Below are 15,969 nucleotides of genomic sequence, written 5' to 3'. Positions count from 1 at the left end.
GATAACCATTGCCGCGAGCCAGAGCTTCGATCGAGGGCTCAAATCCCCAGGCCCACCAGTCCGAGACGACAATGCCCGCTAATTGCGGGCTTTGTTGCATTCAGGGTTTGGAAAAAACGCCCCGTAGGAGCGAAGCTTACCGCGATGGGGGTCTGCTAATTCTGCACCTCACTCCGAACCTAGGTACGAACTGGCCCGAAGGGTCGCAAACGCTTACAAACGGTAGTGGACAGAATCAATAATCAAAGCTATCTAAATACAGCAGGCCAAACAAAATACTCCGCCAAGGGAAGCCTGCGGGGCATCCGCAAACAAAGGAGAGGCAATGAGCGCGATTTTTGCGAGACCGCTGTCTGACAACGAACTGACCGCAGACTTCTTAAAGAGAGTATTAGGTTATAAAGACTGCCCTGCAACCGGCGATCTAGCAGTAAAAGTAACAAAAGCAGAAGTACTGCTAGCCAAAATGGCCTCTCAAGACACACTAAGAAGAACAAACTATCGACACCCAAGCTACTCTCGAGATGCCGACAGGGTCGCCCTTAGACAAGAAATTTTTGAAGAGCTAGTTAGTCTTAAGCGTCCAGCTAACGATGATGATGTAGCAAAAGGACATGGTGGAGCTGCCCCTCCAGAAGGAATTAATATACTCAAAGAAAAACAAGCCTTCATCTTGATTGGGCTGCCTGCATCCGGAAAGTCATCAATATCCAATAGGATAGCCGACGAGTACGGTGCATACATTNGCATCCGGAAAGTCATCAATATCCAATAGGATAGCCGACGAGTACGGTGCATACATTGTAGACTCAGACCTTGCAAAACGAAAATTCCCAGAATTCAAGGACGAGTACGGCGCAGCACTAGTCCATGAAGAATCAGCACTTGTAACCTTTGGAATTAAAGATGCAATATATATCGACGAACCCAACGTAATTGGTTATTGCATTTCTGAAGACATAAACATGGTCATCCCCAAAATTGGTGCAAAAGCGGGTTCAATAAGACACCTAAGGGACCTCCTCATACAATTCGGGTACAAAGTCCATCTAACACTGGTAAAAGCTGACAGACTCTGCGCCACCAAGAGAGCACTACAAAGATTCGATACAACTACAAGATACGTACCAATATCTTTAATATTTGATGGATATAGCAACGACCCCATACTGAGCTATTACTACATGTACAAAGATACCGAATGGGCATCAACAGGTTCTGTATGCACAGAGAACAACCCAACAAAAATAATTGAAGCCACAGAAAAAAACCCTGCCCAATTGTACACATGAGATAACTACCATGAGTAAGAGTACTAAGAGCAAGCTAAAGAAAAAAAGCAGGCTGGACGACATTAGGCATTTCTTAACTGAAACTAAAGGCTCACGCTCTCCCAGACTAGAAATTAAGCTGCATAAAATATCACTTCTAAAATCTGGATCGGCATACACTGCAATCATTGCAAAACGAGATGACATGGAGGTTCTGGGGGCAATGGCCTCACTTGAGAATAAGTCGATTGATGATCTTAAGAAAAAATATAAGAAATACAAAACTGTTAGCTTGTGAGAAAAGGCTGCCAGTCTAGTGCCTCAACACCTCGCATTCCAAGCTTTGGACGGAACTCCCCGGCGCCATGAAGTGAGCTAGCAAAGTCAATTTATTGACCGAACGATCACCTATTATTCACCAGACAATTAACATAGGTGACCTTGTAGGTGGGATGTAGCACGGGCTGCGTGACCAGACAGTCACAACATGTCTTAAGACAGCTAAATAGTCTGGCAACTTTGGGCAACATACCCCCTGAAACTATTGATCTAGAGCCTTCGGCAGGGGGTTCAATTCCCCCCGGCTCCACCAATCCAAGCTGACGAAGCCCGCCAAGTGCGGGCTTTGTTGCATCTGGGGTTTGGCGTCCAGGCACCCATCGGCAGCTAGCCCAGCGTCACCCCCTCAAACGCCACGACAAATCCAGAACCTCCTTCCAAAACAATTCTGGCTGGCACCCGCTCCGTCCTAGGAAATTTCCCTCAAGTTGTGGCGAACCTCATGAACTGGCGAGTAACGATCCGAGAAGATAGCCTTCCGTCTTCGCTGCAAGCCAGCGGACGGTTTTGACAGGCCGAAAAGCGTAGGGATCCCTAACCTTTCGGAGTTCCTCCATGAAAAAGACCAATCCACTTGGAAACCCAACACTTTCAGAGTCGGAAGACCTCGACCTGCCCCAACTCTCCCAAGCCACCCAACGCGCCGTCAGCGCCCGCTTGCGCAACCCGAAACAGCCCGATCCCGTAAGCCATGTGTTCACCATTCTCCCCGACGTCGACACACCCACCCTGCTCGCTCACGCCAGCGAAACCCTGGCCTCAATGAACGTCATGACCACCGACCTGGCCGACCAGCTCGAAGGCTCGCATCGCAACGTGGCATTGGCGATGCAGCAACTGGCCGTGCTGGCCGAGATGTTGATTAATCGAGCGCTGGATAACCTCGACTCGCCCACGCCGGCGGTTGCGCCCGTCTGCCACTGAGCAATCGCGCTCGTTGATCGAATGGAGGTTTTGTCATGGATCGATACATGCCGATCACCGGCATCGACTGCACCATCGCGTCGCTGCTGATCGACACCGAAGCGCCGCTGGACGTACTGCATGAAACGGCGGCCTACCGCATCCGCACCGCGACTCAATTGCTGGAGAGCTTCGCCGTAAGTGAAGGCGTTCACAGCGAGCTGGCGCGGGTGTTGGTGACTTCGTTGCGCGATGGCTGCGATTTGCTGGATGTGGTGGGGCGGCGGTTGCAGATGCAGGTTTCGGCGTTATAACGAACCCGGCATACATTGCCGCTACCCCAACAAAAAAAGGCACCTGACGAGAATATCGCCGGTGCCTTTTTTGGATTGAGTGGATAGCGATGTTCCGAATACGTGACATCCGGAGCTGAATGTTACGCATACGAAACAATGCAACAGCCGATGACTCAACAGTAGGTTTCATAATCTGTAACTTTCTGTCGACTCAATGGACGCGTAGCAAACACGCTTTCGCTCTAGCGTGGAAAAGGGTTTCTCTGTCGGACCTGAACCACGTCACCCTGGGAAATTTCCCGCAACCCGTAGCGACCGCCATGAACTGGTGAACAACATTCGCGGCAGATAGTCTTCACCCTTCGCTGCAACCCTGCGGATGGTTTTAACAAGCCGAAATTACGTAAGGATCCCTAAACCAATGGAACGCCCTTATGAAAAAGATCACCCGAATCCCACTTAAAAACCCGACCACTTCACAGCCTGAAACCCTCGAACCAACTCAACTTCCCAAAGCCACCGAGCGCGCCGTCAGCGCCCGCCGGCGCAACGTGAACAGGAACATCTTCAGCGTCCGCCCCGACGTCGACATGCCCACCCTGCTCACTCATGCCAGCGAAACCCTGGCTTCCCTCAACGTCATGACCATGGACTTTGCCGACCGGCTCGAAGGCCCACAGCGCAATGTGGCACTGGCGCTTCAGCAGTTGACGATGCTGACCGAACTTTTGGTCAACCGTGCGCGGGATAACCTCGATCCGAACGCGTCGGTGGCCGCAGGCGAGCCTCCCGTCTTTCACTGAGCGATCACGCGCTCGTTGATCCAGCGACGACTACAGACGCGGATTTCGGCGTAGAAAAGCAAAATGGGCGGCCTCATTGAGGTCGCCCATTTTTGTTGACGCCGTCGATTGTCCTTCGTTGCTACATCTTGAAGCCTAAGTCCTGAATGGTCTCATCGCCGCTCAGCGCTTTCTCCGTCGTCACATACAAGCCACGTATATGCCCAACCAAAAACGTCCAGAACGCCGGTTCATTAACGGTTTGATTGACCAACTCACCCGGCAGGAACCGACTCATTTCCTTGCGAAATTCGATGACGACTTTCGGATCAGTGTCGAGCAGCATTGAACGCTCCTTGAATAGTCTCAAGAACTCGTTCTGTTCGCAGTGATGATCAGCCAGTTTTTTCGCAATCAGATCCAGTTGCGGTGTTACGCCTTGTTGACGCAGCCAAACCATATCCCAGAGATCACGGTTCTTGATTCGGTTAGGGCGCAGAGCAAACGCTACGATCTTGTCCGCATAGATTTCTTCGCGTGTTTCAGCCTGTAAGATCAGACCGCTTGTACCCATTTCGACACCATAAGGGTTAAGCAACTGCATGGGCTGTGGCTGATAGCTTGGGATGGAGCACACGTCAATGTTAATGCGCTGTGCCGGCAGGTCTTTGCGCCCAGGTCTGGTTTGAACCTTCAGTTTCCAGGTGTCGACATTACCTTCCTCACGAACAGGCTCACCGACTTCAACCTCAAGGCCATATTTGGTTTTTAGTGTGGTGACCAATACATGGGCAAGTTCGGTCAGGCTTTCGCGATTGAAATCTGCGCCACCGGTAAAATCCAGGTCCTCACTCAAACGGTTAGAACCGTAGCAAGCACGCAAACAGGTACCGTCAATAAAGGTCAGTTTGGCGAGCATGCCAGCAGAACTTAGCGCCAACATGATGTCGTGGTGCAGCAATTCCTTTTCTACCACGACCCGCAATGGCGCCAGATCCTGCTTGTTTTTTAGTGCCTCATCTACCAATTCATCAAACAAACTCATTGGCAACGCTCCAATCGATCAAGTCCATATTTCGTTTCGCTGCCTTCATGTCTCGCAATGCCTGTTGCGGTGTTGCGCGCCATAGGCGGCAACGTGCGTCGTAGTGGAGCTGACCAACCAGGTCCTGAGGTTTCTGGCGGGTGTGCACGAATTCGATGGTGCCCCAACGTCCGCATGAAAAGGTGCTGCTGCGCCCGGAAGACATCAACGTGATCCAGTTGATGGGGATCTGCGAGATGACACCACAATCACTCAAGACTGTTTCTAGGCTGATGTAGTTGAACTGCATGGCACGCAGCCTGGCGGCGGCATGAAACAGCACGAGTCCGTTGGACGGCATGGCCGCTTCAAACAGGTAAAGCCCTCGGCACACTCGAGCCAGATGACCTTCCGAAGCCGCACGACTCAACAAGGTTTTGTAGGCGCCTTCAGAAATGTCGGGCACCAACGCCCTGAGATCGTCCGGGGTGAACAGATAGCGCTCTTCACTGGCCAACTGGGTCAGTTTCCGGAGGAGGCGCCCCATTGGCTGGGTGGATTTTGAGTGTGAGAGCATGCTCATGACTCTACAGAAGGTTTCACTTTGTGTAACTTACTGTGGAGTGTGTTTCATAAGCAACGAATTATCGTCGAGCCCGCGAAAATGGATCGCTACCCAAACGTCAGTGCAAACGGCGCCGCCGCTTTTTGGATAGCGCTGACCACATGAGGTGCCTGTTCTCGATGCTGGGGATAACGCTCCAACACCACCTCCAACGCAGTCAGCAGCGTCTGTATACGCGCCTTCGGATGGGTGACTTCACACGTCTGCGCAAACTCCAGCAGACCTTGTCGCGAGGCAAATATTGACTTGTTGCCTGCCAGATCCAGTGCCAATACATCCTCCGGGATATAAGCCGTGGTATTGACGATGTCATAAGCCGGCGCCAGGCGCGCATCGCGTTGCGTAGGTTCCGAGTACAGTAAACCAAAATTCTTCAGATGAGCGTCGCCATTTCCGACGATGCAGCTCAGCGCCACGCTATCGAAGAGTTGATCAAGGGAGGATCGCAGATGCTGCACAGGGCAGAAGAGGCGAATCGCCTTGGCGATTGCTGCATAGCTTTTGCTGTACTTCTGATCGGCTGAAAGCCCCATCAGTGCCGCCATGTCCTCGAAGCCAAGTGGATTGAGTTGGTCGTCTCGATCAAAGCGACGCATCACAAATAACTTGGCATTGTCGGAGAGAAAAAACTCCGGAACGGGGATGCCCGCCTCCTTGGCAATGGACATGCAAAGGAACTCGTTGATCGCCAGACCTGGAAACTCGTCTCGACCACTTTTGATGATCAAGTCAGACGTTTTCGAGGTGACTCGTGGTTGTGACTCCGGCTGCTCCGGCACCAGGACTTTCGGTTGAACACCTGAAATACCTGCACGCAGAATGTAGCGATCAAGCAGGTCTGCAAAGATATCTTCCGTGCCGTCCCACGTCAGAATTTCTTCAAGCTTTTCTCCTGAAAATGTCTTCTCCCCCAACAGGGCATCGACCGTCTCCGAGTGCACCTGAACCCTGCCGATAGGTGAACTGCTACCGGACAGAGCGAGTAACAGCATGGGATCAACGTTTACGGTTTTAGCCAGACGATTACGTATNTGCGACGGTTCTCATGGTCGATCCAGACGACCTGTTCATCGTCGAGCTCCAACCGTTGTGCCAGCGAATGACTCCAGCACATAGCCTTCCGGCAAGTTCATCTGAAAGATAGGGTGCAGGTCTCGTCGACGAAATTCTTCGGGGCGAACGGGCATCGTCAAGCTGATTGCCATATTGGGCAAAGCATCTTCGTCATAGCGGAAAATGAAATCCTCCGCGCTGGTGAGGACCCGGCCGCTACTCCCTTCGGGGGTACTGACTTTGAGCGAGGTCATTTTCATTTAGAACAGCTCACCAAGTTCTTCCAGGGTCGGCATGGCTGCCGGAATGACGGCAAATTCGCAATCCAGAGCACCTAACACCCGCGCATAAGCACTCATGCTCACAGAAAGAGTGCCCTTCTCCACAGCGATGACTTTCTGCCGAGTCAGCCCGGCGAGTTCGGCAAGATTTGCTTGCGTCAGGCCACGATTCATACGCTTCTCGTGTATTTGCTTACCCAAGCGGTGGATCAACAAAGAATAATCCATGTTCCGTTACCGTGACATTTTCATTTAAATGTACCGTATACATAACATTAATACGCGACTCCAGGGTATTCCTTCACTCAGAGGCCGATAGGCGGCGGATCCATTTGCCTTAAACAACTGAGCTACCGGACACGCCATCCACATGAATTTTTCTTCACCCCACCACCTCTCTCCAAGCTGTACATTGCCCTCGCTCATTCAAGAAACTACGGTTTGCCCGCCTCCCGCGGGCTTTTTTTGTCTGCGATTTGGTTAGCGGTCAGTTCAAGTGACCGCTCCCACAATCATTTCAACCGATACAAATACGTATCCTGCTGTTCATGCGGCTGCAAACAAGGCATCTGATAACACCTTCTGATCAAACCAAACCCGGCCGCTCCGGCCAGCCGTTGGCTCGCTACATTGGCCGAGTCGATGGTCAGGTAAAACGTGAAACCGGGCAGGCTTTTGATCAGTTCTTTGAGCGCCGTGCGCATGTAGCCTTTGCCCGAATACTCGGTATTGACCCAGTAGCCGACGACATACCGGTTGCGGCGCCGGGGTTTCAAGCCAATGCAGCCGATGATCGCGTGCGCGGCATCGTCGACGATAAATAGCCGCCGCTCATCCGTTTCGCTATTGAATTCATCGACCGCCCGCGCGAGGAACGATCGGGCCTCGTCCTCGGTGGTATAGGGTTTGGCCCAGGGCAGAAATTGGCAATGGGCGGTAAAACTGGCGTTAAGCGCATGTTGTAGCGCATTACACCATTCGGGGTCGGGGGCGCTTAATCTCAATGTGTGAGTGCCAACCGTCAGCGCAAGCTCCATTGCATCTTCCTTGAATTCAAACTCCGTGACGTCAGACAGTAACAGCGCCAGGAAGGACGCTGCTACTCAGACGTATCTACCGGCCGAAATCCGCATTGGAGGGTGAACCAGCAAACGGCTCAACCACCGGTAGCGCAGTCTTTTGCAGCACCTGCAGTTCCAGCCGCGCCCGCCCATAGAACGCCAATGCCGTCAGCAAACACGCCAGCCACACAAAGATCCCGGCCCAGAAGGTGTGGGACATGTAGTGCCAGCCCTGCAGAACCCGTGTCGTGCCATAGACGAAACCGAGCAGCAGCGAGCCGTACATCACCGCTTTGGCGTACCGCCAGCGGTAGCGGCGAGCCACAAAATACAGCGCGAGCATCGTGAAGCCGCCCGACGCATGTCCACCCGGCCAGCAGCGGCCGTCACCGGCGACTTTCAGCAGGTCGAAATTCTGGTACCACTCCTTGTGTTCGATTTTCCCGGCGTACTGCGTCGTTTCGACCGGGCAATACACGCTGGTATGGCCCTTGAGGTAGTGAATAACACCGGTGCTGATGGAAAACGCGAACACCACGTAAAGGAAGTCCCGACGGTGTTTCGTGGCGAACCGAAGCACTGGGGCAACTTTGATTTTTTCCAGGAACGCGATGATCGTCGAATGCTTTTCAGCCTTCAGTCGCGGCCAGAGAAACGACAGCAAGGCACCGATGATCGCAACCTCACCGGTCCAGTTAGGGATGATCCGCGCCCATTTATGGGTGATCTGTTCGAACAGGTGGACATGCTCCAATGGAAACACTCGGGTAGCCGGATCATAAAAAAGATCGCTGAAGGCGATGTCGATTTTAGTCAGGTCAAACATCAGGAACACCACGACCGCACAGGCCAGTGGAATACCGAAGTTCACCCAGTAAAAGCGGTAACGGGAAGAAGTCAGCATCGTACGTCCGGATTCAGGGGGATGATGGTGAAGCTCATTCGGTGCTCAAGGAATGCCAGTCAGAGGCTTCGATGGAGCCGAGCATGCGAGGTGCCTGAGGCTTTTCGGCCAAGACAAATAAAGAGGCGCCATAGCCGAGGGTAGCGGTCGGCAACTTGAGGTCTTTTTCCAGTTGCGCCATGCACTCGCTGTGAGTCACCAGAATCAGATTGCGCCCGGCCACTTTATGCGCAAGGGCATCGCGCAGCATGCTGCCCCGGCAGTTGATCAACCAGTCTTCGCCGACGCCGACCTTGTTGAACATGTAACTCGAGGTTTGCGCCGCACGGATGATCGGACTGTTGTAGATGTCGGCCTTGTTCAGGCCCAGATGTTCAAACTGCGCGCCGACACTCACCGCCACGCCGCGCGAGCGAGCCGTAATGCCATCATTGCCGATCAGGCAGGCTGCGGTGGAGTGATCGCAGCGTTCAACATGGCGCACCAGCACAATCATGTCGCCCTTGGCCCAGCCGACCACCAACGCCCGGGCACCTGCCGTATTGCCATGGGCCAGGTCCGGCACCGCTGCAGGCCGCAACAGCCACACGGTCAGCGGAATAACCAACAGCGCCGACGCCATGATGACTGCAGCGTTTCGATAACGGGCCAGACGGCTCAGATCGAGCGAGCGTTTTATCCCGAACAGACTCAGTCTCAATTCCACATCAAGCCGCCTCGACAGCACACATCACAATCATTCGAAGCCGCAAGGGTAGAGAGCCTTGCGTCGGCGGCCGGTGAAACCCATGTGAAAAAAAGCTTAAGAGCCGCCCAATTTAAGAGCCCCCAAAAATCTTGTTACAGAATCGGTACAACAAAATCCTTTCAGCTCACGCGATCGCTGCCGATATAGACCTGCTACACACCTTGCTGGCTCCTAAAAACAAAAATCTTCCAGCCAACCGACGATCTAAAGCGCAACGTTCCTGGAGGAATCTGATGAATAGCTGGTTCGGTAACATCAGCGTGAACCTGAAACTGGGCCTGGGATTCGGCCTGGTCCTGGCACTGACCTGCGTCCTCGCCCTGACCGGCTGGACGAGTCTGGGCGGGTTGATTGACCGCAGCAACTGGATGAGCGACATCACTGCGCTCAACGCCGGCCTGACCAAGCTGCGCGTGGTTCGCCTGCAGTACATGCTGACCAACGGCGACGAAACCGCCGCGCAGAATGTGCAAACCACCCTCGACGGCTTCGTCGCGCAGCAACAATCGCTGCTATCGAGCTTCAAGAGCCCGGAAAACCTCAAGCTGCTCAAAGAGCAGAACGCGACCATCAACGCTTACCAGCTATCGCTGAACAAAATGCGCAGCGCCTACCGCACCGGCAACAGCGCCCGCGACACCATGGGCGCCAACGCCGAAACCGCCAGCAAACTGATCGACGCGATCAACACCCGCGTGAAGCAAATGCCCTTGAGCGATCAGCGTTTCGAACAGTTCCAGGCCATCACCGCCGCCAAGGAAGCGTTCATGCTGGCCCGCTACGAAGTGCGTGGCTACACCGCCAGCACCAACGCCGAGACCGAGCAAAAAGCCGTCGCCCAACTGGACACGGCCATCGCCAGCCTGAAACAGCTCAACGTGTATTTCGCCGAGACCCAGCAAGACGCTCTGCATCAACTGGAAACCGCCCTGAGCAATTACCGCAGCGCCTTGCAAGCGTATAAAGCCGCCAATACCGATGCGGTACAGGCGCGCAAGGAAATGACCGACCAGGGCGCCACTATCGTGAGCCTCAGCGATCAGCTGTATCAGATCCAGCTCGACCGCCGTGACGCCGAAAGTGCCCGGGCCCGCATGCTGCAACTGATCAGCACCTTGCTGGCGTTGCTGGTGGGCATCATTGCCGCCGTGATCATCACCCGTCAGATCACGGGTCCACTGCGCGATACCCTGGCCGTGATCGAGCGCATCGCCGGTGGCGACCTGTCTCAGGACATCAAGGTGACCCGCCGCGACGAACTCGGCGTGTTGCAGCAAGGCATTGCGCGCATGGGCGTCACCCTGCGGGATTTGATCAGCGGCATCCGCGATGGCGTCACTCAGATCGCCAGCGCCGCCGAAGAACTGTCGGCCGTGACCGAACAAACCAGCGCCGGGGTCAACAGCCAGAAAATCGAGACCGATCAGGTGGCCACCGCCATGCACGAGATGACGGCCACCGTGCAGGAAGTCGCGCGTAACGCCGAAGAAGCCTCCCAGGCCGCAGCCGCCGCCGACGGTGAAGCTCGCGAAGGCGATAAAGTCGTCAACGAGGCCATCGCCCAGATCGAACGCCTGGCCAGCGAAGTGGTGCGTTCCACCGACGCCATGAGCGTGCTGCAGCAGGAAAGCGACAAGATCGGCAGTGTCATGGACGTGATCAAGGCCGTGGCCGAGCAGACCAATCTGCTGGCCCTCAACGCCGCCATCGAAGCGGCCCGTGCCGGTGAAGCCGGTCGTGGTTTTGCCGTGGTGGCCGACGAAGTCCGTGGCCTGGCCCAGCGTACGCAGAAATCCACCGAAGAAATCGAAGGCCTGGTGGCCGGCCTGCAGAACGGCACTCAACAAGTATCGGCAGTGATGAATAACAGCCGCGCCCTGACCGACAGCAGCGTGGCGCTGACCCGCAAGGCCGGCGTATCGCTGGAAAACATCACCCGCACGGTGTCCAACATCCAGTCGATGAACCAGCAGATCGCTGCCGCCGCCGAGCAACAAAGCGCCGTGGCCGAAGAGATCAGCCGCAGCATCATCAACGTACGCGACGTGTCGGAACAGACCGCCGCCGCCAGCGACGAAACCGCTGCGTCCAGCGTCGAGCTGGCGCGGTTGGGCAATCAGTTGCAGACGATGGTGAGCCACTTCCGGGTTTGATATCCCGTGGAAGCCGCTATGTCCCACCGCGAGACATAGATCAAAAGATCGCAGCCTTCGGCAGCTCTGTATTGCATTCCAACGGAGGCGCTGCCGAAGGCTGCGATCTGCATGCCCGCGAGAAACAACCCCTCAGTCGTGATGCACGCTGGCGCGTTTGAGCAGTGTCTTGCAGCGTTCGGACAGGTGCCGTACGCGTAGCTGCTTGCCAGCCTTGCTATAGCGCTCACGTAATGTCATCAGCGCGGCGATGGCCGAGTAGTCAACGAAGCTCAGGTGGCGACAGTCGACGGTGACCACGGACGGGTCGTTGGCGGGATCGAACTGGTTGAGAAAAGGCGTCGTCGAGGCGAAGAACAACGTGCCATGCAGGAGGTAGAGCTTGCTGCCGTCGGCGTCAACGTGACTGTCGGCATAAAGCTCCCGAGCCTGTTGCCAGGCAAAGTTGAGCGCCGCAATGATGATGCCGCACAACACGGCGATCGCCAGATCGGTGAACACCGTAATCACTGTCACCGCGATGATCACCAAGACATCGTTCAGCGGCACCTTGTTCAGTACCCGCAGCGAGGCCCAGGCGAAAGTCTGCTGCGACACCACGAACATCACCCCGACCAGTGCGGCCAGCGGGATACGCTCGATCAGCGGCGAAAGGAACAGCACGAACAGCAGAATCATCACCCCGGCCACGACACCCGACAGCCGACCGCGCCCGCCGGAGCTGAGGTTGATCACGGTTTGCCCGATCATGGCGCAGCCGCCCATGCCACCGAACAAACCGGAGACAATGTTGGTGGCCCCGAGCGCCACGCACTCGCGGTCCGGATAGCCACGGCTCTCGGTGATCTCATCGGTCAGGTTCAGGGTCAACAGGGTTTCCAGCAAGCCGACCATTGCCATCAATACTGCGTAAGGGACGATGATGCGCAGGGTTTCCTGATTCCAGGGGATGTCTGGCAGCGCAAAAACCGGCAAGCCACCGGCAATGTGCGCCATGTCGCCCAGGGTGCGGGTCGGCAGACCAAGCAGATAAACCGCCAGCCCGACGCCCAGAATCGCCACCAGCGCCGGCGGTACGGCACGCGTCAGGCGCGGCATCAGGTAGACGATGGCCATCGTCAGCGCCACCAGCCCGATCATCATGTACAGCGGCGAGCCACTCAACCAGGCCTCACCGTTCTTGAAGTGCTCCAGCTGAGCCAGCGCAATGACGATCGCCAGGCCGTTGACGAAGCCGAGCATCACCGGGTAAGGCACCATGCGCACCAGCTTGCCCAGCCTCAACAGACCGAACGCCAGCATGACCAACCCGCTCAACAGCACCGTCGCCAGTAAGTACTGCACGCCGTGCTGCACCACCAGCGCGACGATCACCACGGCCATCGAGCCGGCGGCACCGGACACCATCCCCGGCCGGCCGCCGAAGAGCGCGGTCAGGGTGCAGATGATGAAAGCGCCGTAAAGCCCCATCAATGGATTGAGGTGGGCCACCAGCGCAAAAGCGATGCATTCGGGGAGCAGGGCGAAAGAGGTGGTGAGTCCGGCCAGGACATCGGCGCGCAGACGTTTGGGTTTCATGGCTTACCTAAAAATGCAGGCGGGAGAAGAGCGGCGGATGTTACGGAATTGAGGGCGGGCCGGCCAGTGAATGGGCGGCCGAAAATGCAATCGCGAGCCCCCGCGCGATGAACGATAACGCGTTGCCCGAATCAGCCCCTGAAATCCGCAATCGCATACGCCGCCAACTTGCCCTGGATGAAGTCCAGAAAGCACTGAATCCGCAGGGCCAGTTGCGAGTTGCGGTAGTACACCGCATTGATCGGCTGACGATATCCGCTGTTGAACTGCGCCAGCAGCACCTGCAAGCGACCGGCACGGATGTCGTCGATGGTCATGAAGTGCGACAGACAGGCAATGCCTTGGCCGGCCAGCGCCAGGTGCCTGATCGTCTCGCCACTCGACGCGCTGATCGACGCCTCGATCGGCCAGCGGTCACCGTGGACATAGCGCAGTGGCCATTGGTTGAGGCCTTCGTTATGGGTAAAACCCAGTAGCGTGTGCTCGCTCAAATCCTCGACAGCGCTCGGCACGCCGTGTTGCTCCAAATACGCCGGGCTGGCGACGATGTGCAGCGGGCTGCAACCCAGGGAGCGGGCGTGCAAGGTCGAGTCGGCCAGCGTGCCGATGCGGATGGCGATGTCGGTGCTTTGTTCGAGCAAGTCGATGATCAGGTCGTTGCTGTTGAGTTCGAGCTGGATGTCCGGGTAGAGACGGCGAAACTCATCGATGTACGGCACGATGGCGTGCAGCATGAACGGCGAGGCGGCGTTAATTCGCAGACGCCCGGACGGGGTTTGCTGGCGTGAGGACAAGCGCTCTTCGAGTTCATCCATCTGATCGAGAATCAGCTTGGCGTGCTCGAAGAAGTACTTGCCCTCCTCGGTCAGGTCCATGCGCCGGGTGGTGCGGTTGATCAGCGTGGTGTCGAGCTTGGCCTCCAGCCGCGACAGCGTGCGGCTGACCGCCGACGGCGTTTGCCCGACCTGCTCGGCCGCCGCCGAAATCGACCCGCATTCAATTACGCAGACGAAAATCTGCAACTCATCGGATCTGGCTTTCACGGGGGGTCCCTTATCGATAGCCCTGCGGCGCCGTTTTACGGTGGCCGCTTCAGATATCGATAGTAGCCGAGCGTTATGCCTTCAGGCCAAACACCTCGGTCAAATGCTGCTCATAGCGCGCCACATCAGCTTCGATATTCGGGCGCTTCATTACATCGACACACAAAAAGGTCGGCAAACCGGTCATGCCAAGGAAGGTGTTGGCCTTGTGGAACGGGAAGTACACCGCGTCCACACCCTTGGCTTCGAAGAAGTCGGTCGGGTCGTCGAAGGCTTGCTGCGGCGCGTTCCAGGTCAGCGACAACATGTATTTTTTACCGTGCAACAAACCGCCGCTGCCGTACTTCTGCGAAGCGTCGGAACGCGTGCGGCCATCGCTGGCGTAGAGGCTGCCATGGCCTTGGGTGAAGACTTCATCGACGTACTTCTTGACGGTCCAGGGCGCGCCCATCCACCAGCCAGGCATCTGATAAATGATCACATCGGCCCAGAGGAATTTGGCGACCTCTTCGGCGATGTCGTACCCCTCGTCGATGAACGTGGCTTTCACATCCACACCACCGCGATCCAGCACGCTCAGCGCCGCTTCGTGCAGCGTGGTGTTGTAGCGACCATCGGAGTGGGCAAATTTTTTGCCGCCATTGAGCAACAGGACTTTTTTCATGAGAAATCTCGCAAGGATGAAATTCGATGGCGGCAGAGTAGCGATCAGCCTCGCGTGGAATAAGCGCTCAATCAGCAAAATTCATTTGACCAATACGCACGAATCAATAAGCGATTGTTGCCATAGACTTGCGCCGATTCTGACTGTTAAGGAAATTCTGATGAGCGAACAGCAAGGCTTCATCCTGCACGCCAAGACCCGCCCGGAAAAAGCCGAGGCCTTTGAAGCACTCTTTCGCGCCTATGTCGAACCGAGTCGCGCCGAACCCGGTTGCATCGAGTACCACATGCTGCGAGACAAACAGGACCCGACGCTGTTTATCTTCTATGAGATCTGGCAATCCCAGGCCCATCTGGACGAGCACTCGAACCTGCCGCACATGAAGCAGTTCCTCGATCAGCGCATGGAGTATCTGGAGCGGGATTTCGACATCCGCCCGATCGAGATGCTCAGCCCGTCGTCCGCTAGCCGCTGATCAGCAAGTGGCCGCCGAGCACGCCGAGGCCGACGAAGAACACGCGCTTGAACAACACGGCGCTGATCCGCTGGCGCAGCCATTGCCCCAGCAACATGCCGAGCACCGCCGGAATCAGCGCCAGCAGCGACGCGCTCAACTCACCACCGCCGAGGGCGCCGCGCCATAACAGGCCGGCGGCCAACGCGAGGGTCGAGACGGTGAACGACAGGCCCAGCGCCTGCACCAGTTCATCCTTGTTCAAGCCCAACGCTTGCAGATAAGGCACCGCCGGAATCACGAAGACACCGGTGGCCGAGGTGATGACGCCCGTCAGCACACCACAGAACGGACCGAGCCAACCCTCGGTGCGGCTATCGACGCGCAAGGTCGGCAGGAACAACCCGCTCAAGGCATAAATCAACAACGCCGCCCCCAGCCCCCGTACCACCCAGTGTCCGCCGGCCATGCCGATCCAAAGCGTGCCGGCGCCGGTGCCGATGAAAATCGCCAGCAGCATCGGCCACAACCGGTTCAACAGCCCGCGCAAATGACCGCCGAATGCCAGTTGCCAGACGTTGGTCAGCGTCGCGGGAATAATCAGCAATGCCGCAGCCTGCGACGGCGCCATAGCCAGACCGAGCAAGCCCATGGCAATGGTCGGCAGACCCAGGCCGATCACGCCTTTGATCATCCCGGCCAGCAGGAAGGTGGCAATGACCAGTAAAGACAAGGCCAAACCCAGATTTTGATAGAACGCGGCAAGTGTATTCATGGGGCTATCCTGAGC

The 15,969-nt window shown here is 56.3% G+C and carries 17 protein-coding genes and 2 pseudogenes; 8 read left to right on the top strand and 11 right to left on the bottom strand.

The features are described 5' to 3' along the window. Positions 1-734 precede the first annotated feature (734 nt). The 5 genes from HCU66_RS20530 (at position 735) to HCU66_RS20510 (ending at position 3,612) form a co-directional block, all read left to right on the top strand. The gene (locus tag HCU66_RS20530) at positions 735-1,292 is read left to right on the top strand and encodes a zeta toxin family protein (protein ID WP_205890303.1); all 558 of its coding nucleotides are present in this window, start codon (positions 735-737) and stop codon (positions 1,290-1,292) included. 10 nt (positions 1,293-1,302) lie between these two features. Then, positions 1,303-1,569, top strand: coding sequence for a hypothetical protein (locus HCU66_RS20525; protein ID WP_205890302.1), 267 nt, complete (start codon positions 1,303-1,305; stop codon positions 1,567-1,569). Between the two features lie 596 nt (positions 1,570-2,165). Next, on the top strand, positions 2,166-2,534 hold the full coding sequence (locus tag HCU66_RS20520; RefSeq protein ID WP_205890301.1) for a DUF6124 family protein: 369 nt from the start codon (positions 2,166-2,168) through the stop codon (positions 2,532-2,534). A 35-nt stretch (positions 2,535-2,569) separates the two neighbouring features. Then, complete coding sequence (locus tag HCU66_RS20515; RefSeq protein ID WP_205890300.1) at positions 2,570-2,827, top strand: hypothetical protein; 258 nt, start codon at positions 2,570-2,572, stop codon at positions 2,825-2,827. A 416-nt stretch (positions 2,828-3,243) separates the two neighbouring features. Beyond that, complete coding sequence (locus HCU66_RS20510) at positions 3,244-3,612, top strand: DUF6124 family protein (RefSeq protein ID WP_205890299.1); 369 nt, start codon at positions 3,244-3,246, stop codon at positions 3,610-3,612. 121 nt (positions 3,613-3,733) lie between these two features. On the opposite strand, the gene HCU66_RS20505 is transcribed toward HCU66_RS20510, so the two are convergent. From HCU66_RS20505 to pmrG, 7 genes and pseudogenes are all read right to left on the bottom strand, one after another. After that, positions 3,734-4,636, bottom strand: a complete 903-nt coding sequence (locus HCU66_RS20505) for a nucleotidyl transferase AbiEii/AbiGii toxin family protein (protein ID WP_205890298.1) — start codon at positions 4,634-4,636, stop codon at positions 3,734-3,736. After that, complete coding sequence (gene abiEi, locus HCU66_RS20500; RefSeq protein WP_277397072.1) at positions 4,623-5,162, bottom strand: type IV toxin-antitoxin system AbiEi family antitoxin; 540 nt, start codon at positions 5,160-5,162, stop codon at positions 4,623-4,625. Before abiEi ends, HCU66_RS20505 begins: the two co-directional genes overlap by 14 nt. 125 nt (positions 5,163-5,287) lie before the next feature. Next, positions 5,288-6,553, bottom strand: a pseudogene (locus tag HCU66_RS20495) (type II toxin-antitoxin system HipA family toxin). Further along, entirely contained in the window at positions 6,554-6,802 is a 249-nt protein-coding gene (locus HCU66_RS20490; RefSeq protein WP_205890296.1) for a helix-turn-helix transcriptional regulator, read from the bottom strand. Between the two features lie 284 nt (positions 6,803-7,086). Continuing rightward, complete coding sequence (locus tag HCU66_RS20485; RefSeq protein ID WP_205890295.1) at positions 7,087-7,611, bottom strand: GNAT family N-acetyltransferase; 525 nt, start codon at positions 7,609-7,611, stop codon at positions 7,087-7,089. A gap of 76 nt (positions 7,612-7,687) precedes the next feature. Then, positions 7,688-8,539: a phosphatase PAP2 family protein gene (locus tag HCU66_RS20480; RefSeq protein WP_205890294.1), complete on the bottom strand. Its 852-nt coding sequence runs from the start codon at positions 8,537-8,539 to the stop codon at positions 7,688-7,690. Positions 8,540-8,573: 34 nt separating this feature from the next. Further along, complete coding sequence (pmrG, locus tag HCU66_RS20475; protein ID WP_205890293.1) at positions 8,574-9,245, bottom strand: lipopolysaccharide core heptose(II)-phosphate phosphatase PmrG; 672 nt, start codon at positions 9,243-9,245, stop codon at positions 8,574-8,576. Between the two features lie 275 nt (positions 9,246-9,520). Between pmrG and HCU66_RS27585 the strand changes: the two are divergent. After that, positions 9,521-10,534, top strand: a pseudogene (locus HCU66_RS27585) (methyl-accepting chemotaxis protein); the annotation flags it as partial. A 42-nt stretch (positions 10,535-10,576) separates the two neighbouring features. Next, positions 10,577-11,440, top strand: a complete 864-nt coding sequence (locus tag HCU66_RS27580; protein WP_420908067.1) for a methyl-accepting chemotaxis protein — start codon at positions 10,577-10,579, stop codon at positions 11,438-11,440. Positions 11,441-11,572: 132 nt separating this feature from the next. Here HCU66_RS27580 and HCU66_RS20465 read toward each other — a convergent pair whose 3' ends face one another. From HCU66_RS20465 to mdaB, 3 genes are all read right to left on the bottom strand, one after another. Then, positions 11,573-13,018 (bottom strand): SulP family inorganic anion transporter, encoded by a 1,446-nt coding sequence (locus tag HCU66_RS20465; RefSeq protein ID WP_205890291.1) that lies wholly within the window; start codon positions 13,016-13,018, stop codon positions 11,573-11,575. Between the two features lie 131 nt (positions 13,019-13,149). After that, positions 13,150-14,061: a LysR substrate-binding domain-containing protein gene (locus tag HCU66_RS20460; protein ID WP_205890290.1), complete on the bottom strand. Its 912-nt coding sequence runs from the start codon at positions 14,059-14,061 to the stop codon at positions 13,150-13,152. Between the two features lie 73 nt (positions 14,062-14,134). Further along, complete coding sequence (gene mdaB, locus HCU66_RS20455; RefSeq protein ID WP_205890289.1) at positions 14,135-14,725, bottom strand: NADPH:quinone oxidoreductase MdaB; 591 nt, start codon at positions 14,723-14,725, stop codon at positions 14,135-14,137. Positions 14,726-14,885: 160 nt separating this feature from the next. Here mdaB and HCU66_RS20450 point away from each other — a divergent pair, with 160 nt between their 5' ends. Then, complete coding sequence (locus HCU66_RS20450) at positions 14,886-15,200, top strand: putative quinol monooxygenase (RefSeq protein WP_205890288.1); 315 nt, start codon at positions 14,886-14,888, stop codon at positions 15,198-15,200. Here the strand turns inward: HCU66_RS20450 and HCU66_RS20445 are convergent. Continuing rightward, complete coding sequence (locus HCU66_RS20445; RefSeq protein WP_205890287.1) at positions 15,190-15,954, bottom strand: sulfite exporter TauE/SafE family protein; 765 nt, start codon at positions 15,952-15,954, stop codon at positions 15,190-15,192. The two genes, HCU66_RS20450 and HCU66_RS20445, sit on opposite strands and share 11 nt — an antisense overlap. Between the last annotated feature and the right edge of the window lie 15 nt (positions 15,955-15,969).

The organism is Pseudomonas frederiksbergensis (assembly GCF_017114915.1).
Lineage (GTDB): Bacteria > Pseudomonadota > Gammaproteobacteria > Pseudomonadales > Pseudomonadaceae > Aquipseudomonas > Aquipseudomonas frederiksbergensis_I.
Note: the sequence above shows the minus strand (reverse complement) of the source record. Positions and strands in the feature narration are given on the sequence as shown.